The 20,103-nt window shown below is 50.0% G+C and carries 9 protein-coding genes; 4 read left to right on the top strand and 5 right to left on the bottom strand.

Annotated features, from left to right (window positions below):
- From E5354_RS04430 to E5354_RS04420, 3 genes are all read right to left on the bottom strand, one after another.
- Complete coding sequence (locus tag E5354_RS04430; protein ID WP_135946562.1) at positions 1-2,550, bottom strand: glycosyl hydrolase 115 family protein; 2,550 nt, start codon at positions 2,548-2,550, stop codon at positions 1-3.
- Positions 2,551-2,633: 83 nt separating this feature from the next.
- On the bottom strand, positions 2,634-3,416 hold the full coding sequence (locus tag E5354_RS04425; RefSeq protein WP_168353822.1) for a phosphatase PAP2 family protein: 783 nt from the start codon (positions 3,414-3,416) through the stop codon (positions 2,634-2,636).
- A 16-nt stretch (positions 3,417-3,432) separates the two neighbouring features.
- The gene (locus tag E5354_RS04420) at positions 3,433-5,883 is read right to left on the bottom strand and encodes a prolyl oligopeptidase family serine peptidase (protein ID WP_135946560.1); all 2,451 of its coding nucleotides are present in this window, start codon (positions 5,881-5,883) and stop codon (positions 3,433-3,435) included.
- A gap of 230 nt (positions 5,884-6,113) precedes the next feature.
- Between E5354_RS04420 and E5354_RS04415 the strand changes: the two genes are divergently transcribed.
- The 4 genes from E5354_RS04415 to E5354_RS04400 all read left to right on the top strand — a co-directional run bounded on the left by E5354_RS04415 (position 6,114) and on the right by E5354_RS04400 (position 11,799).
- On the top strand, positions 6,114-9,371 hold the full coding sequence (locus E5354_RS04415; protein ID WP_135946559.1) for a S41 family peptidase: 3,258 nt from the start codon (positions 6,114-6,116) through the stop codon (positions 9,369-9,371).
- Between the two features lie 145 nt (positions 9,372-9,516).
- Positions 9,517-10,125, top strand: a complete 609-nt coding sequence (locus E5354_RS04410; protein ID WP_135946558.1) for an L-threonylcarbamoyladenylate synthase — start codon at positions 9,517-9,519, stop codon at positions 10,123-10,125.
- Between the two features lie 135 nt (positions 10,126-10,260).
- Positions 10,261-11,196, top strand: a complete 936-nt coding sequence (locus tag E5354_RS04405; RefSeq protein ID WP_135946557.1) for a malate dehydrogenase — start codon at positions 10,261-10,263, stop codon at positions 11,194-11,196.
- Positions 11,197-11,316: 120 nt separating this feature from the next.
- Complete coding sequence (locus E5354_RS04400) at positions 11,317-11,799, top strand: thioredoxin family protein (protein ID WP_123395289.1); 483 nt, start codon at positions 11,317-11,319, stop codon at positions 11,797-11,799.
- Positions 11,800-11,880: 81 nt separating this feature from the next.
- Here E5354_RS04400 and rpoC read toward each other — a convergent pair whose 3' ends face one another.
- Both rpoC and rpoB read right to left on the bottom strand, forming a co-directional pair.
- Positions 11,881-16,170, bottom strand: coding sequence for a DNA-directed RNA polymerase subunit beta' (rpoC, locus tag E5354_RS04395; RefSeq protein ID WP_135946556.1), 4,290 nt, complete (start codon positions 16,168-16,170; stop codon positions 11,881-11,883).
- A gap of 32 nt (positions 16,171-16,202) precedes the next feature.
- Positions 16,203-20,015 carry a DNA-directed RNA polymerase subunit beta gene (gene rpoB / locus E5354_RS04390; RefSeq protein ID WP_135946555.1) on the bottom strand — a complete coding sequence of 1,271 codons (3,813 nt, stop codon included), beginning with the start codon at positions 20,013-20,015 and terminating at the stop codon, positions 16,203-16,205.
- Positions 20,016-20,103: the final 88 nt, after the last annotated feature.

Genomic DNA, 20,103 nt, shown 5'->3' with positions numbered 1-20,103 from the left:
TTATTTTGAATTACGTGAACATGACGACTCATCCATAAACAAGAATGAAGGTGTGTATCCGCCGAAGTCAACGACTATTTTCTCGAATACGATTCCCGGATCCGAAGGCGCAACCACCAAGTCATGATATTTGGTGCCCTTCTTTACCGGCAGCGTAACGCTTTTCTCCACTACGCGTCCGGCAACGGTGGGATAGAATACGCTGTATATGTTTTCGGGCTTCTCGTTTAGATTGCTGTTGAAGTTTATCGATTGTGCGTCACCTCCGTCAAGAGCCACCGTGTAGCAAAGTCCGCCCTTGTCAAGGAAGTCAAGTGTCGACTTCACGACGACACGTACGGTCACGTAAGTTGCGGTGTCGGGCAATGTCATGCGATAAGTAAGTGACGCACCGTCGACCGGTTCGGTAGGAGGCATTACCGACATTCCGCTGAGTGTGCGTCCCATGTAGGGAATCACCGTCCAGCGTGCATCGCTTGTCGGCTCGGTCAACGAATAGTAGTGCTCGGCTTCCATGCTCACAACTCCATTGGAAGAAGTAAATACATAATCGCCCTTGCAATCATCGGGATTGTCGATGCGCTTTACCATGGGCATTGTATCGGCTCTGAAGTTGTCGTTCCAGCTACGATAACCAATGTGCTTCTGCGTCATCATTCCGTTCCATTTGCCATCGGCCATCACTTCGTTGTAGTCGCGCATGAGTTCTGCGTCACGGTTGAAACAACGTTCAACCTTGTCGGCCCATTCATTGGCCTCAGGATTGCCTTCCTCAAACAGCTTCAGGTTCATTGCCTGCGCGTAATACATTTCATAGATATTGGACATGGCCTGAACGGGGAAAAGTATAAGCTGCTTGTATGCGTCACGATATTGCGGCTCAAGCGTCATATACTGTCGCATGGCCTCGGCCTCAAGACGCACATATTCGTCGGCTACCTTACGCCATTCACCACTACTCAGATTATAGGTGCGGCGGTCAAGCATCTCGGCAGTCACTCGTCCGTTATATTTGCTGTAAAGATTCAATATGCGGGCAGCTTCGGGAGCCTGTGCTTCACCGAATTGCTGACGACAGAATTCCAAAGTATGTTCAAGGAGGTTGTGTGCCGAATATTTTTCAGGCCTCCATGCCATATCCATAAACAGCGTTATAGGATATTCCATCGGCTTAAGGTCGCCCACATTAAGAATCCATAGCTTGTCGACACCGTATTTATAAGTCAGGCTAAGCTGCTCCCACATATTCTGTATAGGAGTCACGTTAAGCCATTTAGAGTTACGGGGTGCACCAACATAGTCGACATGGTAATACATTCCCCATCCGCCCGGATGTTTGCGTTCCTCGGCATTGGGCAGTCGGCGAACATTGCCCCAATTGTCGTCACACAACAGGTATATCACATCATCGGGAGCACGCAGACCCTTGTCATAGTAATCGAGCACCTCTTTATATAATGCCCACACCTGCGGGGTGGCCGACGCCTTCTTACGCGTAACCTTGCTTATGATCTTGCGTTGATTATTTATGATTTCCTTAAGCAGTTTTACATCTGCCTCTGCACTCATGGCTTCGTCACCGTCACCACGCATACCTATCGTAACAATGTCCTCAGTGTTCTTGGCACGTTCGATTCCTTCAACAAAAAAGCGGTCTATCACATCACGGTTGGTCGCATAATTCCACGGGCCGTTTTCACCGCGGCGACGCGCCCACTCCTGATGGTTGCGCGCCATGGGTTCATGATGCGATGTTCCCATAACCACGCCCATATCATCGGCGGTCTTGCTATTTTCAAGATCATCGGCATAGAAAGCCCAGCCCCACATGGCCGGCCACATCATATTGCCGCGAAGACGCAATATGAGTTCAAACACGCGTGCATAGAAACGGTGGTCACCATAATCGGTCCCGTATGTATTCTTCACCCATCCGGTAAGGCACGGAGCCTCATCATTAAGGAACAAGCCGCGATATTTCACCGCAGGCTCGCCGGCAGTGTAAGTGCCGCGTGACATCGACATATTGTCGTTATGTGCCACCGGAACATCAGCCCAGTCATACCAAGGCGACACACCTATCTGCTCCGAAAGCTCGTATACACCATATATGGCTCCTCGACGGTCACTTCCCGCAATAACAAGAGCCTCATCGACTCCCGGCAGAGGTGACTGCACGGTCGACATCAAATATTTCTCATACTTTCCTTTAAGCTGTGATGCATCTATCTTTCCCGCTTTTGCGATGCGTTCCATAACAGGAGAGTCGATAGTTCCAACTATAATCATACGCGATTCCGACGGAGCATCGGCAAGCACTGCGTCATGTCCCGTTACTCGACCGAAGTCGGCAGCAAGGTTACGTACAGCAATTTTGACTCCTGAATCGTCAGCGTCATCAACATATACAGGCAGCGACTTGCCATCCTGTATCAATGTAAATCGGTCGGGCGACAATGATGTCGTAGTGATTCCGACATTGTCGATAGCAAAACCCGTCACCGACATTGCCATAAAAGCCGACGCGATAAGACTTTTAATTAATTTCATAACTGTGTGCGTTAATGTTTTTTGGTTATATGATTGGTATTAATATTCTAACTGTAATGTGAATTTTCATGGGAGCAAATTAATCAAAAGGTCATCGCGCATGCAATGCCGCCTCCTCGTCCATACCAACAGGGTGCAAGCGTCACCGCCATCTTGTTTGCGTTATCTCTTCGCTGGAATAGAGCGTGGGATATCACCGGATAGAGCCAATAGGCAGCCTGAGCGCTTAATATTCCTACTCCGGCACCGGCAAGCACATCGTTAATCCAATGCCGTCCGTGATGCAATCGCAGAGCGGCGGTGCCTACAGCTACGGCATATCCTCCGACACCAATCCAAGGCGATACGTTCCAATATTCGCGTCGAAGCAGTTCAGCCCCAACGAAAGCGGCAGCCGCGTGACCCGACGGAAACGAATGCATGTCACTTCCTTCAGGACGCTCCGAACGCACAATTCCCTTCAACGAAGCCACCGTAACGCCCATTAAGGCATAGGCTGTAGCCGACACTATTGTCATGTCGACATAATTGTGGCAGCCCTTGACACCGCAAAGTCTTAATCCGTACATTGCGGCAAGAGGCACGAAACGCACTATATTGTCGGGGGTCTGAGAGCCGCTTGACGAACCGCTGTGCTTCAACCATGTTCCAGAAAGCCCGGCAGCTCCGACTCCTATCAGGACAGCCGGCACAGCCAGCTGTCCCAATGAAAATCGGTAAGGATTACCATCGGTCTTCCGCGATGTCAGCGTTACACTGTCGGCTGCTTCGGTTTGCGAATAAACACTCGCGCTTGTACACAACAATGCCAGTGCCACCGAAATACACTTAATCGCCCGACTTGACCAACAATGACGCTTCATCATTACGGATTTTACTGTTTTATAACGATTTTGCAGGATACATTGCATTCCACCATTCAGGGTCGTCCTGAAGCCACTTTGCAAACCATGCATAAATGGTGTTCTGCCATTTGATGCGCTTACCGTAATCGGTTATATGGTGATCCTGATCGGCAACGGCTACAAATGCAGTTTCACGACCGAGAAGCTTCAATGCGGTAAACATCTGGATGCTCTCGCCCACCGGCACATTATTATCCTTGTCGCCATGAAGGAATAGCAACGGAGTGTGTATCTTGTCGGCATTGAACAACGGACTTTGCTTCACATAGAGGTCGGGATGAGTCCACGGATAACTGTTGGCCATCGACACTTCGCTGTAAGAATATCCCCAGTAACCCTCACCCCAATAACTTGTGTGGTCGCTGATTCCTGCATGTGATATGGCAGCTGCGAAAATATCGGTCTGCGTCTGCAGATACTGAGTCATGAATCCTCCGTAAGAGGCACCTATACAACCTATCTTTTGGGCATTGACAAAGGGATGTTCAGCACAAAATTGCTTTGTGCCCTCGATTATATCCTGAGCCACACCGTCACCTGCCGTATTTACGTGACGTGATGCAAATTCCTGTCCGAAACCTGTAGCACCACTGGGCTCGATTACAAATACGACATAACCCAACGCTGCATAGGCATGATGAGGATAGCGGCTCTCAAAGTTACGGCTTGTGGGGCTGCAACCGCCATAGTAATTAACTATCATCGGGTAACTTGATGCGGGGTCGAAGTTAGGCGGCAAGTAGAAACGCCCGTGGATGCTGTCACCGCGAGAGCTCTTGAAGCTCCATGGGCGACACTCGCCAAGCACTACATCCTTAAGCTGCTCCTTTACCGGATCGTCAAGCAAGGTCGACTTGAGGGTCTTGGTATCGAGCTTGTAAAGGCGGTCGGAGTTGGATGCTCCCTGACCGAACCAAGCCATAGTGCGTCCTGCATCGGGCAACGATATGCCTTTTACAAGGTCTTCAGGTACGGGAATCATGGTTATGTCGCCATTAGCGGGATTGAGTCGGTATAAGCTGTACATGTCACGGTTCTCGGCTGTGAAATATATCATGTTGTCGGCACGGCTCCAAACATGCTGCTGAATGTTAGGGTCAAACTCCTTGGTGAGAGGCGTCACCTTGCGGTCGGCAATGTTTATGAGATAGAGCTGCTCATCGACCATGCTCGGAGTGCGTCCTTCAGGCAAGTTGCGTCCTACGCCGTCAAGTGATTCTGGTGAACCCGAAACAAGCACCTTTGTGGCATCGGGTGAGAACATGGCACCCGAAATGAAACCGTCGTCCTCGACTACTGGCGTAGAGGTCATTGTCGCGAGGTCGATTACATACAATGATGTAAGAGTGGTGGGACGTGAAGTTAATCGACTGCGTGATGTACGCACAAGCAACTTCTTACTGTCGTCCGATATATCAGAGAGCGACACGCTTTTATGTCCGAATGTTATAGGCTGCTGTACCCCCGTTGCAAGGTCATATTTAGCCAACATATAACGGTCACGCCAACCGGGCTGACGGTCCTCGGGCTGGATGATTTCATACACATCGGGGCTTTCCTTCGGACCTGACTGGACCGATGTTATTATAAGATAACTCTCGTCAGGCGATATGGTGAACCACTCGTTAGGTATGTCGGAAGCAATCAAGTCACGGCGTCCGGTAGCGACATCGACTGCATATAGCACCCGACCGTCATTGGTGTTGCGCGTATAATAGTAGCGGCTTCCTTTAGGCATCCACTTTATGGCGTCAGATGTTTCTGCCACCACATTACCGGCAGCCACATCGGAAATACGGTACACATATTCGTAAGCCCCTCCCTTACGGGTGTGATAGTAGGATGTTATCATGTATTTGCCGTCGGGCGAGATGCTTGTAGACGATATTCTCGTACCGTGCAGCACATCGTCGAGCGTGTACATGCGTGATGTTCCGGTGCCGACCTTCAACAGCTCGGGATGCTCCAAGTCGAGGCTCACTTTTACAGAGTCGCTTTTCCCCTTTTCACTAAGATACTTAACAGTAATCTTGTGTGTAGCAGGAGTGAGTACGAGCTGATTGCCTTCAAGTTTCCTGCCATCGACATATACATTATAATTCTTCAGCCCTTTTACATTTAACGAAGCCTTGGCGTAACGACGGTTTTCCACGGTAAAACCAAGCAGATGCAACGCATAGCCATCGTCACTTCCCGGAGCCACATCACCTGAAAATATCTCCGGATTACGCAATGTTGCCTGCGACACGTGAGTGTCAAGCAGTGACTTCACATCAAACTTACGTGAATTAACATCCACACTGTCAAACATTAATGGCATCTGCACGGGATAAGGGCCCGTGTACTCAAGCGTCTTGACATCCACCGTTTCGCCCATAGCAATTACCGACGAACATAACGCCAACATACCAATGATTGGTCTTTTCATTTAGGTTAAAGCTTAATTTATTGGATTCTTCCCCAAAGTTATAAAAAATTTCACTAAAAAGCTTAACGCTATTGAAAATAACTCAACAATCGACCGCCCTGCCGTTAACATTTATTGTCGAACCGGCTCTAAATTACTATCTCAATAATTCGTAGTCCAAATGGCATTATAAAAAACAATAAATAATTATCTTTGTAAATAATTACATCACAACTACATTATCACTTATAATGAAAAAGTTATTTTTAATTGCCGGAGCCATTGCTTTGACTGCTGCGGCAGAAGCAGCCGAGTCACCGCTATGGATGAGATATCCGGCCATATCACCCGATGGAAAGACTATCGCGTTCTGTTATCAAGGCGACATTTTCACCGTCCCGTCGACGGGAGGCCGCGCCACACAGTTGACAACCAATCCGGCCTACGACACACGCCCTGTGTGGTCGCCCGATGGGAAAAGCCTCGCCTTTGCCTCCGACCGCGAAGGCAGCTTTGACATCTACATAATGTCACGCGAGGGAGGAGCACCCACAAGACTCACCACTCACTCGGCAAGTGAAATGCCCGAAACATTCCTTGACAACGAACATGTGCTCTACACGGCATCTATACAGCCCGATGTGAATGACAGCCAGTTCCCTTCAGTACAATTCCCGCAAATATACAGCGTGTCAACTACCGGCGGACGGCCTAAGCTATATTCATCGCTTGCGATGGAAAATCTGTCGATAAGCCCCGACGGCAAGCAACTGCTCTATAATGACATGAAAGGATATGAGGACACATGGCGCAAGCATCACACTTCATCGATAACACGCGATATATGGCTTTGCACCACCGACGGCAACCGCAGCTATCGCAAGCTAACCGACTTCAACGGCGAGGACCGCAACCCTGTGTGGAAAGCCGACGGAAGCGCCTATTACTACCTGAGTGAACGTGACGGCAACTTCAATGTCTACAAGTCGACAATCGACGGAAAAAATACCGTAAAGATAACATCACATCCAAAGCATCCCGTGAGATTCCTCACCACCTCCAACGACGGCAAGCTATGTTACGGATATGACGGCGAGATATACACCGTGACCGAAGGCTCCCAACCAGCCAAAGTCAGCGTAGCAATAACATCGGACATCACCGAGCAGAAACTCGTAAACCGGCTCATAAGCAGCGGAGCCACCGACATTGCAGTGTCGCCTTCAGGCAAAGAAGTGGCATTCATAGTACACGGCGATGTCTACGTGACATCAGTGGAATACCGCACAACAAAGCAGATAACCGACACTCCCCAACAGGAGCGCAACATCGACTTCAGTCCCGACGGACGCTCTCTCGTATACTCGGCCGAACGTGGTGAAACATGGGGAATCTATGAAAGTTCAATCGTGCGCGATGACGACAAATACTTCACCTACGCACAGGAAATCGAGGAGAAACCGCTTGTGACAGGCGACAAGACATCGTTCCAGCCGCTCTATTCGCCCGACGGCAAGGAAGTTGCATTTCTCGAGGACCGCTCGGCGATAAGAGTTATCAATCGCAAAAGCAAAGATGTACGCACAGTCATGGAAGGCAAGTATAACTATTCCTACTCCGACGGCGACCAATCATTTGCATGGTCACCCGACGGACGCTGGTTCCTGACCGAATACATCGGCGTAGGAGGATGGAACAACAAGGACATAGCCCTAATCAAGGCCGATGGAAGCGGTGAAACGGTAAATCTCACCGAAAGCGGTTACTCCGACACCAATCCCAAATGGGTACTTGACGGCAAAGCCATGATATGGAATTCAGACCGAGCCGGTTACCGCAGCCACGGAAGCTGGGGATCGCACTCCGATGTCTACATAATGTTCTTCGATGATGAAGCATGGGATAAATTCCAACTTTCGAAGGAGGAGATCGCCCTTGCCGAAGAAGCTGAAAAGGACAAAAAAGATAAGGAGTCATCGGCAAACGACGACAAAAAAGACAAGAAAGATAAAAAAGGCAAAGGCAAGAAGGACAAAGTCGAAAAAGAGGACGAAATCAAGCCCATCAAGCTTGAACTCGACAATCGACGTGACCGCATAATGCGCCTAACTGTCAATTCTTCAAACCTCGGTGACGCGCTGCTATCCAAGAAGGGCGACAAACTATATTATTGTACCTCATTTGAGGGCGGATATGACTTATGGTTGCATGACCTTAAAGAAAACTCGACAAAGCTACTGATAAAAGGTGTGGGTTACGGACCGTTACTTACCGACAAAGACGGAGAAAAGGCTTTTCTGATATCAAGAGGCGGTCTAACACAGATCAATATAAAGGATGCCAATACAAAGTCAATACCCTTCGCTGCCGAATTTAACTACCGTCCCGCCGAAGAACGCGACTATATATTCAACCATGCATGGCGACAGGTCAACGACAAGTTCTACGACCCTGAAATCCACGGTATCGACTGGGCCTCATTCCGCGAGGATTACAGCAAATATCTACCCTACATCAACAATAATTACGATTTCCGCGACATGCTTTCGGAAATGCTCGGCGAACTAAACGGCTCACACACAGGTGCCCGCTACTATTCATCAACATCAGCTCCCGCCACAGCATCACTCGGAGCTTTCTATGACGAAAGCTACGACGGCGACGGATTGAAGATAACCCAAATCATAGCACAGGGGCCGCTGACCAAAGCCGACAATAAAATTACCAAAGGCTGCATAATCGAGAAAATCAACGGAAAGACAATCGAGCGCGGCAAGGATTACTACCCCATGCTCGCAGGCAAAGCAGGCAAAAGCGTAATGTTGACAGTGCTCGACCCCTCTACGGGCAAGAGATTTGAAGAGAAGGTAAAGCCCATAAGCTACGGCACCCAAAGCGACCTCCTTTACAAACGCTGGGTAGAAAACAACCGCAAGCGTGTCGAACAACTCTCGGGCGGCAAGGTTGGCTATGTACATGTCAAGGGCATGGACAGCCCGAGTTTCCGCACCGTGTTCTCAGACCTTCTCGGCCGTTATCGCAACTGCGACGCTGTTATCGTAGACACTCGTCATAACGGCGGAGGCTGGCTGCACGACGACCTTGCGACACTGCTCGACGGTAAGGAATATGCACGTTACACACCCCGTAACAGCTACATCGGCAGCGACCCGTTCACAAAATGGCTCAAGCCCTCATGTGTACTCGTGTGCGAGGACAATTACTCCAATGCCCACGGCTTCCCATGGGTTTACAAAACGCTCGGCATAGGCAAACTCATAGGCACTCCCGTTCCCGGCACAATGACAGCCGTATGGTGGGAAACGCAGATAGATCCATCGCTGGTATTCGGCATCCCTCAAGTAGGATGCAAGGATATGGACGGAAACTATCTTGAAAATCACGAACTACAACCCGACATCAAGGTTTACAACACTCCTGAAGTTCAGCTTCAGGGAGGTGACACACAACTTGAAACCGCCGTTAAGGAGATGCTCAACACCATCTGACAACAACAGTAACAACACCGACACCGCCGCTACCGCGTCAATGCCGTAGCGGCGGTGTCGTATTTTCTATTTGGATTATTGGAAAAGTGTTGCTAAATTTGCCTTTGTCAGCACTATGGGGGTGCTGGCATAACCGGACATAGACATGACAATCCTTCCAATGTATCCGACGAGCATCAATGAAAAATACATGGAGCTCGTGATCAACACCCTTCGCGACGGCGGTATTATAATATACCCCACCGACTCGCTATATGCGATAGGCTGCAATGCGCTCAACAATCAGGCTATTGAGCGTATATGCCGCATAAAAGGAATAAATCCGGCCAAGACCAACCTGTCGATTATCTGTCACGATATATCGCAATCGTCCGAATATGCCCGCATCGACAATCGCGCATTCCGAATCATGAAGGACAATCTGCCCGGCCCTTTCACCTTCCTGCTCCCGGCTTCCACGACACTACCCAAAGTGTTCAAAGGACGAAAGACCGTAGGTGTGAGAATCCCCGACAACGCCATAGCCCGAGAAATAGCCATGCGCATGGACTCGCCATTGCTTACCACTTCCATACAATGGGACACCGAGGATGAAGCAATCAATCCCGAGTCCATAGCGATGCGATACTCCGACACTGTGGATATCGTAATCGACGGAGGTGAAGGAGGCACCGAGCCGTCGACCGTTATAGACATCACCGACAGCTCAAATCCTGAAATAATCAGACAAGGCCTTGGCGAAATTGAGCTCTAATCAGACATTTTAATTTACAATCGACATAAATTTAAGTTAATAGTTCGTCCTTATCGAATTATTCACTAATTTTGTATTACCGGAAATTATATAAAGCGAATGACAATTACTTTAACCAAATAAATCAAGATAATTATGTCAAAGGTAACCGTAGTAGGCGCAGGAAACGTAGGCGCCACTTGTGCTAATGTTCTTGTAACTAACAACGTAGCTGACGAAGTCGTACTCATCGACATCAAGCAGGGTCTTGCCGAAGGTAAGACGATGGACATCATGCAGACCGCCAATCTGCTTACCATCAACACTCACATGGTGGGCGTGACCAACGACTATGAGAAGACTGCAGGTTCAGATGTAGTAGTAATCACATCAGGTATACCCCGTAAGCCGGGCATGACTCGTGAAGAGCTCATCGGAGTAAACGCAGGTATCGTTAAGTCAGTTACCGACAACGTACTCAAATATTCACCCAATGCAGTGATCTTGTGCGTATCCAACCCCATGGACACAATGACCTATCTTATCCACAAGACTTCAGGTCTTCCCAAGAACCGCATCATCGGTATGGGCGGCGCACTTGACAGCTCACGTTTCAAATACTTCCTCAGCGTAGCACTCGGAGCCAACCCCAACGAAGTTGAAGGTATGGTAATAGGCGGTCACGGTGACACTACAATGATTCCCTTGACCCGCTACGCAACTTATCGCGGTATTCCCGTAAGCACACTACTTGACAAGGAAACGCTTGACAAGGTAGCAGCCGACACAATGGTAGGCGGAGCCACTCTTACCGGTCTTCTCGGCACATCAGCATGGTATGCACCCGGTGCAGCATCGGCAGCCGTAGTAGCAGCAGTGCTCCATGACCAGAAGCGAGTAATCCCCTGCTCGGCACTCGTAGAAGGTGAATATGGCGAAAGTGACATCTGCATAGGCGTTCCCTGCTTGCTTGGCCGCAACGGTATCGAGAAGATTGTCGATGTCAACCTTAACGAAGAGGAGAAAGCTCTCTTCGCCAAGAGCGCAGCAGCAGTGCGCAAGACCAACGGCGCTCTCGCATCGTCCCTCTAATGCAAATTCCGACACACCTCCAATGAGGCGTGAACCTTATTTCTCCGCAAGGTGTTTCAATTTATTGGGACACCTTGTTCTTTATATATAGGATTAACTCAATTTATAAATTCATAAGTAATGAAAAAGATAGCATTTTTAGCAGCAGCGATCTTGATTTCAGGAGCAATGATTACAGGATGCGGCAACTCGACATCCAAGGAGGTGAAAGAGGCCGAGGCCACAGCCGAAGCAGTAAACGAATCGGAAGGCGCCCCGATAGAACTCGGGCCCAATGACATTCTGGAGTTCGGCGGTGCACAGCCTATGCCCGTAGTAGTCGACTTCTCGGCGACATGGTGTCCGCCCTGCAAGCAGTTTAAGCCCATATTCCACAAGCTTGCAAAGAAATACAAGGGCAAGGTCAACTTCATATATGTGGACATTGACAAAGCTCCTCAACTTGCCGAGCAATATGGCGTTACATCTGTGCCTACAATCCTTTTTGTCGACAAGGAAGGCGTAATCAACCGCAACATAGGTTTCATGACCGAGGAAGAGGTTGAAGGCGCTGTAGCTGCAATCATGCCTGCTCCGTCGGCACCCAAGATAGAGCCGAGATAAACCAAGCACAATCCTAAACACAGAAAAGGCTGCCGCAAATGCGACAGCCTTTTCTCGTATAGTTTAACTTATTAAAAGTGCTTACTTAACTTCAGTGTGAGCAATGTCGATTACATCGGCAGAGTCAAACACTGTGTCAATATCGTCCTTTCCGGCAACAACAAGGCTGTCGTATTCACGAAGTCCGGTACCGGCAGGGATCAAATGACCGCAGATAACGTTCTCCTTCATACCCTCAAGAGTGTCCACCTTACCGTTGATAGCGGCTTCATTGAGCACCTTGGTGGTTTCCTGGAACGATGCAGCCGACATGAAGCTTGAGGTCTGCAATGCAGCGCGAGTGATACCCTGAAGTATCTGCTCGGATGTAGCAGGAACGGCTTCACGCACAGTCACAGTCTTGAGGTCGCGACGCTTGAGAGCCGAGTTTTCGTCACGCAGCTTGCGTGCTGTGATAATCTGACCGGGCTTTACATTTTCGCTGTCACCGGCATCGACAACCACTTTCTTACCCCAGATGCGATCGTTCTCTTCCATGAACTCACGCTTGTCGACAACCTGCTGCTCAAGGAAGCAAGTGTCACCCGGATCGAGGATGTTGACCTTGCGCATCATCTGACGCACGATTACTTCAAAGTGCTTGTCGTTGATCTTCACACCTTGCATACGGTATACATCCTGAACCTCGTTGACGATGTATTCCTGAACGGCAGTGGGACCCATGATGTTGAGAATGTCGGCAGGAGTGATGGCACCGTCGGAGAGCGGAGTTCCGGCGCGCACATAGTCGTTTTCCTGAACGAGAATCTGCTTCGACAGCGGAACGAGGTACTTCTTGACTTCGCCAAGCTTGGAAGTAACCGATATCTCACGGTTGCCTCGCTTAACCTTGCCAAACTTAACCTCACCGTCGATTTCCGAAACGATAGCGGGGTTGGACGGGTTACGTGCCTCAAAGAGCTCGGTAACACGGGGCAGACCACCGGTGATATCACCGGCATTACCTGCCGAACGAGGAATCTTGACGAATACCTCGCCGGGAGCGACATCGGCACCGTTCTCAACCATGAGGTGAGCGCCCACAGGCAGTGCATAGGTCTTAATCACCTGACCGTTGGCATCGACGATGTTGGCCTCGGGAACGCGTGTACGATCCTTTGACTCGATTATTATCTTATCCTCAAGTCCTGTCTGCTCGTCATAATCTACACGATATGTAACGTTCTCAACAAGATTCTGGAATTCAATCTTACCACCTACTTCCGAAATGATGACGGCGTTGAAGGGGTCCCATTCGCATATTACATCGCCCTTGGTGACAGTGTCGCCATTGCCGAAGTAAAGCTTAGAACCGTAAGGAATGTTGGCGTTGGTGAGCATCATCTTGGTGTTGGGGTCGATGATACGCATCTCGGCAAGACGGCCAATCACTACATGTACGGGCTTTCCGTTGGCGCCCTTCTCAGCAGTTTCAACCGTGCGGAGTTCCTCGATTTCAAGCACGCCTTCATAGCGTGAGGTTATAGTAGATACGGCAGCGATGTTTGAAGCGACACCACCGACGTGGAATGTACGAAGAGTAAGCTGGGTACCGGGCTCACCGATTGACTGAGCGGCAATCACGCCGACAGCCTCACCCTTCTGCACAAGACGGTTGTTGGACAGATTGCGTCCATAGCACTTGGCACAAACACCCTTCTTGGACTCACAGGTAAGTACCGAGCGGATTTCAACCGACTCGATGGGCGACTCGTTGATGCGATTGGCAGCAACTTCATCGATTTCCTCACCCGAGGCAACGATAAGCTCACCCGAGATGGGATCGATGATGTCGTGAACCGATACACGGCCGAGGATGCGCTCGCCGAGCGATGCCACAACTTCCTCGTTGTTCTTGATTTCGGTGCATACAAGACCACGGAGCGTACCGCAATCCTCCTCATGGATGATGACATCATGAGCCACATCGACAAGACGACGGGTAAGGTAACCTGCGTCGGCGGTCTTCAATGCGGTATCAGCAAGACCCTTACGGGCACCGTGGGTTGAGATGAAGTACTCAAGCACTGAAAGGCCCTCCTTGAAGTTGGCAAGAATCGGGTTCTCGATAATCTGACCTCCTTCGGCACCTGCCTTCTGGGGCTTAGCCATAAGACCACGCATACCGGCCAACTGACGAATCTGGTCCTTAGAACCACGGGCACCCGAGTCAAGCATCATGAATACAGAGTTGAAGCCCTGGTTGGCGGCCGTCATCTGCTTCATAAGCGTATCGGTGAGTCGAGAGTTGACATGCGTCCATATATCGATTATCTGGTTGTAACGCTCGTTGTTGGTGATGAATCCCATCGAATAGTTGTTCATCACTTCCTGAACCTGCTCGTTACCTTCAGCTACAAGCTGCTCCTTTTCCGGCGGAATGAGCACATCCCCGAGGTTGAACGACAATCCGCCCTTGAATGCCATGTAGTATCCGAGGTTCTTGATGTCGTCAAGGAACTGAGCCGAACGGGTCACACCGCAAGTGTTGATAACCTTACCGATGATGTCGCGCAATGACTTCTTAGAAAGAATCTGGTTGACATAACCGATTTCCTTAGGCACATACTGGTTTACGAGCACGCGGCCCACTGAAGTGTTCTCAACAAGATGAGTGATGGGGTTGCCGTTTTCATCGACATCGTCCACAACTACCGAAACGGGAGCATGGAGAGTCACGCGGCCTTCATTGTAAGCAATCTGAGCCTCTTCGGGGCCATAGAACTTAAGGCCTTCACCCTTATCGCCCTTGCGGAGCTTGGTGATGTAGTAAAGACCGAGTACCATGTCCTGCGAAGGCACTGTGATAGGAGCACCGTTGGCGGGGTTGAGGATGTTGTGGGCACCGAGCATTAGCATCTGGGCCTCCAACACGGCCTCGTTGCCAAGAGGCAAGTGAACAGCCATCTGGTCACCGTCGAAGTCGGCGTTGAATGCCGTACATGCGAGCGGGTGGAGCTGGATAGCCTTTCCTTCAATCATCTTGGGCTGGAATGCCTGGATACCAAGACGGTGAAGTGTCGGGGCACGGTTTAGCAGAACGGGGTGACCCTTCATAACGTGCTCAAGGATGTCCCATACGACAGGTTCCTTGCGGTCAACTATCTTTTTGGCCGACTTCACAGTCTTCACGATGCCACGCTCGATGAGCTTGCGGATGATGAAAGGCTTGTAAAGCTCGGCAGCCATATTTTTGGGGATACCACACTCGTGCATCTTAAGCTCGGGACCGACAACAATTACCGAACGGGCAGAGTAGTCGACACGCTTACCGAGAAGATTCTGACGGAAGCGGCCCTGCTTTCCCTTGAGAGAGTCGGAGAGCGACTTCAAGGGTCGATTGGCCTCGGTCTTAACTGCCGACGACTTGCGAGAGTTGTCGAGCAGCGAGTCAACAGCCTCCTGAAGCATACGCTTCTCATTGCGGAGGATGACTTCGGGAGCCTTGATTTCGATAAGACGCTTAAGACGATTGTTACGTATGATCACACGACGATAGAGGTCGTTAAGGTCGCTGGTAGCGAAACGGCCACCGTCGAGGGGTACGAGAGGACGGAGTTCGGGCGGAATCACGGGAACCGCCTGAAGAATCATCCATTCGGGCTTATTGCGGTGCTTTGACGCACGGAACGACTCCACAATCTGAAGACGCTTCAACGCCTCGGTCTTACGCTGCTGCGAACCGTCGGTATTGGCACGGTGACGGAGCTCGTAAGAGAGCGAATCGAGGTCAAGACGAGTAAGCAGGTCATATACAGCCTCGGCACCCATCTTGGCGATGAACTTATTGGGGTCGCTGTCGTCAAGCAACTGATTTTCCTTAGGAAGCTTGTCGAGGATTTCAAAGTATTCCTCCTCGGTGAGAAGATCGAGTGTCTGAACGTTTTCGGCCTGTCCGGGCTGGATGACCACGTAACGCTCATAGTAAATCACAGCATCGAGCTTCTTTGAGGGAAGACCGAGCAGATAACCGATCTTGTTGGGAAGCGAACGGAAATACCAGATGTGAGCCACGGGAACGACGAGCTTTATGTGACCCATGCGTTCACGGCGCACTTTCTTCTCGGTAACCATGACACCACAACGGTCGCACACAATGCCCTTGTAACGGATGCGCTTATACTTTCCGCAATGACACTCATAGTCCTTTACCGGACCGAATATCTTTTCGCAGAACAGACCGTCACGCTCGGGCTTGTAGGTGCGGTAGTTGATAGTCTCGGGCTTGAGAACTTCACCGCTCGACTTTTCAAGGATTTCCTCGGGCGAAGCAAGTCCGATAGAAATCTTTGAGAAATCGGTTTTTGATTTATTGTCTTTTCTAAAAGCCATATTTTAGTGTTTCCTTTCTTTACTGTGATTAATTATTGCTCTAAGTTGATGCTCAATCCAAGACCGCGAAGCTCGTGGAGAAGCACGTTAAGCGACTCGGGGATTCCGGCCTGAGGCATGGGCTCGCCCTTGACGATAGCCTCATAAGCCTTGCTACGGCCGTTTACATCATCACTCTTGATAGTCAGAATCTCCTGGAGAATGTGGGATGCGCCGAATGCCTCGAGCGCCCAAACTTCCATTTCTCCGAAACGCTGACCACCGAACTGGGCTTTACCTCCAAGAGGCTGCTGCGTGATGAGCGAGTACGGACCGATGCTACGTGCGTGCATCTTGTCCTCTACCATGTGACCGAGCTTAAGCATGTAGATTACACCTACGGTTGCAGGCTGGTCGAAGCGCTCACCGGTGCCGCCATCGTAAAGATAGGTCTTTCCGTAGCGAGGAAGTCCGGCCTTGTCGGTCCACTCGTTAAGGTCGTCGAGGCTTGCGCCGTCAAAGATAGGAGTGGCAAACTTATCGCCGAGAATAGCTCCCGACCAACCGAGAACTGTTTCAAAAATCTGACCGAGGTTCATACGTGAAGGCACACCCAGAGGGTTGAGCACGATATCGACCGGAGTACCGTCGGCAAGGAATGGCATATCCTCCTGACGCACGATACGCGACACGATACCCTTGTTTCCGTGACGACCGGCCATCTTGTCACCTACGCTGATCTTACGCTTCTTGGCGACATATACCTTAGCCATCTGCATGATTCCGGAGGGAAGCTCGTCACCGATCGAGATGTCGAATTTCTTACGACGAAGCTCGGCATCGATCTCCTTTGACTTGCGAAGATAGTTCACAATAGTGGCACGGATCATGTCGTTCTTGTGAGCATCGGCAGTCCACTTTGAAAGGTTGACAGTGTCATAATTTATACCCTTCAGAGCGGCAGGCGTAAACTTGGCACCCTTGGCAATAATGTCGGCACCGAGGAAGTCCTTGACACCTTGCGAGGTCTTGCCTTCGGTGAGCACCATGAGCTTGTTGACAAGAATGTCCATCAGCTCGGCCTGCTTTTCCTCATACTCTTCGTCAAGCTTGGGAAGCTGTGCGTTGGCACTCTTGGTTTTCTTTTTCTTGGCGGCACGAGAGAACAGGTTGGTGCCGATTACAACACCCTTTAATGATGGAGTTGCCTTGAGAGAAGCATCCTTCACATCACCGGCCTTGTCACCGAAGATGGCGCGAAGCAGCTTCTCCTCAGGAGTGGGATCGGATTCTCCCTTAGGAGTAATCTTACCTATCATGATGTCACCGGGAGCTACATGGGCGCCGACACGGATAATACCGCGCTCGTCGAGATCCTTGGTAGCGTCTTCGCTGACATTGGGGATATCGCTTGTAAGCTCCTCCATACCACGCTTGGTTTCACGCACTTCGAGCGAATACTCGTCAACGTGAACCGAGGTGAGGATATCCTCACGAACCACGCGCTCATTGAGCACGATAGCATCCTCGTAGTTGTAACCCTTCCAAGGCATGAAGGCCACCTTCAGGTTGCGGCCGAGAGCAAGTTCACCGTTTTCGGTCGAGTAACCTTCGGTGAGAATCTGGCCCGGAGTCACACGCTGACCCTTCTCGCATATAGGACGAAGGTCGATGGTTGTGCTTTGGTTGGTCTTTCGGAATTTTGGTATGTGGTATTCCTTAACCGAATCCTCGAATGCGACAAAGTCTTCATCCTCGGTGCGGTCATAGCGGATACGTATCACTGTAGCATCGACAAACTCAATGACACCGTCGCCCTCGGCGGTAATCTGAGTACGAGAGTCACGTATAAGCTGTCCCTCGAGGCCTGTACCCACGATAGGAGCTTCGGAACGCAACAGAGGCACTGCCTGACGCATCATGTTAGATCCCATCAACGCACGGTTGGCATCGTCATGTTCAAGGAACGGAATGAGCGATGCGGCGATAGAAGCAATCTGAGTGGGCGATACATCCATCAGGTTGACCTCGCTCGGAGCTACGATGGGGAAGTCGGCGTCAAGACGAGCTTTAACGCGCTCACGAACAAACGTGCCATCATCGTTAAGAGGAGCGTTGCCCTGGGCAATCACCTGACCCTCCTCGACTTCGGCAGTCAGATATACGACTTCATCGTTGTTGATGTTGACCTTGGAGTTCTCAACCTTGCGGTAGGGAGTTTCAATAAATCCGAGGTCGTTTATTTTAGCATACACACACAATGACGAGATAAGACCGATGTTAGGTCCTTCAGGCGTTTCGATAGGACAAAGACGGCCATAGTGAGTGTAGTGAACGTCACGAACCTCAAAACCTGCGCGCTCACGCGAAAGACCGCCGGGGCCAAGGGCCGACATACGGCGCTTGTGGGTCATTTCGGCAAGGGGGTTGGTCTGGTCCATGAACTGTGAAAGTGCATTTGTACCGAAGAATGTGTTGATAACCGAAGAGATTGTCTTCGCATTGATAAGGTCAATGGGAGTGAAATCCTCGTTGTCACGCACATTCATGCGCTCGCGGATTGTACGCGACATACGAGCAAGTCCCACACCAAACTGGTTGTAGAGCTGCTCGCCTACGGTACGTACGCGACGATTGCTCAAGTGGTCGATGTCGTCGACATCGGTCTTTGAGTTGATAAGCTCGATGAGATACTTTATGATGGCGATTATATCCTCCTTGGTAAGGACCTTCACATCCATCGAAGTACCGAGATTGAGCTTCTTGTTGATGCGGTAACGACCCACTTCGCCGAGGTCATAACGCTTTTCCGAGAAGAAAAGGTTGGTGATTACCTCACGGGCCGACGCATCATCCGGCGGCTCCGCGTTGCGCAGCTGTCGGTAGATATATTGAATAGCCTCCTTTTCGGAGTTACTTGTATCTTTCTGTAGAGTGTTGAAGATTATCGAATAGTCGCTGGTATTGGCGTCTTCCTTGTGGAGGAGTACGGTCTGCGCACCTGCATCAATTATCTCCTGGATATGCTCTTCCTCGAGCACGGTTTCGCGGTCAATCACGACCTGGTTGCGCTCTATCGACACAACCTCGCCGGTGTCTTCGTCAACGAAGTCCTCAACCCATGTCTTCAATACACGGGCAGCCAGCTTGCGTCCGATTGCCTTCTTAAGATTGGTCTTATTGACCTTGATTTCTTCAGCAAGGCCGAAGATTTCGATGATGTCCTTATCGCTTTCAAGACCTATCGCACGCAAGAGAGTTGTAACGGGAAGTTTCTTCTTACGGTCGATGTAAGCGTACATCACGTTGTGGATGTCAGTTGCAAACTCAATCCAAGACCCACGGAACGGGATTATTCGTGCCGAATAGAGCTTAGTGCCGTTGGCATGAGTGCTCTGTCCGAAGAACACACCGGGAGAACGGTGCAACTGCGACACGACAACTCGTTCAGCTCCATTGATTACAAATGTACCTTGCGCCGTCATATAAGGAATTGGCCCAAGGAATACATCCTGTATCTTAGGTTCAAAATCTTCGTGATCGGGGTCAGTACAATATAATTTTAATTTAGCCTTGAGGGGTACACTGTAGGTGAGTCCTCGTTCAAGACACTCCTCGATTGTGTAGCGCGGGGGGTCGATGTAATAGTCGAGAAACTCAAGTACGTAATTATTGCGAGTGTCCACAATCGGGAAATTCTCGGCGAACACCTTATAAAGTCCCTCATTATTTCTTTTTTCAGGAGGAGTGTCGAGCTGAAGGAAATCCTGAAATGACTTCAGCTGAACCTCGAGAAAATCAGGGTAAGGAAGGGGATTCTTTACCGATGCAAAATTGATACGGGGTTTTGTTAATGAAACTGACATTTAAAATAAAAACGTTAAGGGAACTCAAATTAAAATATAACACAAAAAGGTTAAGAATCATTATAAGATATGATTCTTAACCTAATTA

Source organism: Muribaculum sp. NM65_B17, from assembly GCF_004793735.1.
In the GTDB taxonomy this organism is placed as follows: Bacteria; Bacteroidota; Bacteroidia; order Bacteroidales; family Muribaculaceae; genus Muribaculum; species Muribaculum gordoncarteri.
The sequence above is the reverse complement of the archived record's forward strand: the minus strand, read 5'-3'. Positions and strand labels throughout refer to the sequence as shown.

Bases quoted from the DNA above. Each gene is read 5' to 3' on its own strand.
- E5354_RS04430 (WP_135946562.1), bottom strand. From the start codon at position 2,550: ATGAAATTAATTAAAAGTCTTATCGCGTCGGCTTTTATGGCAATGTCG.
- rpoB (WP_135946555.1), bottom strand. From the start codon at position 20,015: ATGTCAGTTTCATTAACAAAACCCCGTATCAATTTTGCATCGGTAAAG.
- E5354_RS04415 (WP_135946559.1), top strand. From the start codon at position 6,114: ATGAAAAAGTTATTTTTAATTGCCGGAGCCATTGCTTTGACTGCTGCG.
- E5354_RS04400 (WP_123395289.1), top strand. From the start codon at position 11,317: ATGAAAAAGATAGCATTTTTAGCAGCAGCGATCTTGATTTCAGGAGCA.
- E5354_RS04425 (WP_168353822.1), bottom strand. From the start codon at position 3,416: ATGATGAAGCGTCATTGTTGGTCAAGTCGGGCGATTAAGTGTATTTCG.
- E5354_RS04420 (WP_135946560.1), bottom strand. From the start codon at position 5,883: ATGAAAAGACCAATCATTGGTATGTTGGCGTTATGTTCGTCGGTAATT.
- E5354_RS04405 (WP_135946557.1), top strand. From the start codon at position 10,261: ATGTCAAAGGTAACCGTAGTAGGCGCAGGAAACGTAGGCGCCACTTGT.
- E5354_RS04410 (WP_135946558.1), top strand. From the start codon at position 9,517: ATGACAATCCTTCCAATGTATCCGACGAGCATCAATGAAAAATACATG.
- rpoC (WP_135946556.1), bottom strand. From the start codon at position 16,170: ATGGCTTTTAGAAAAGACAATAAATCAAAAACCGATTTCTCAAAGATT.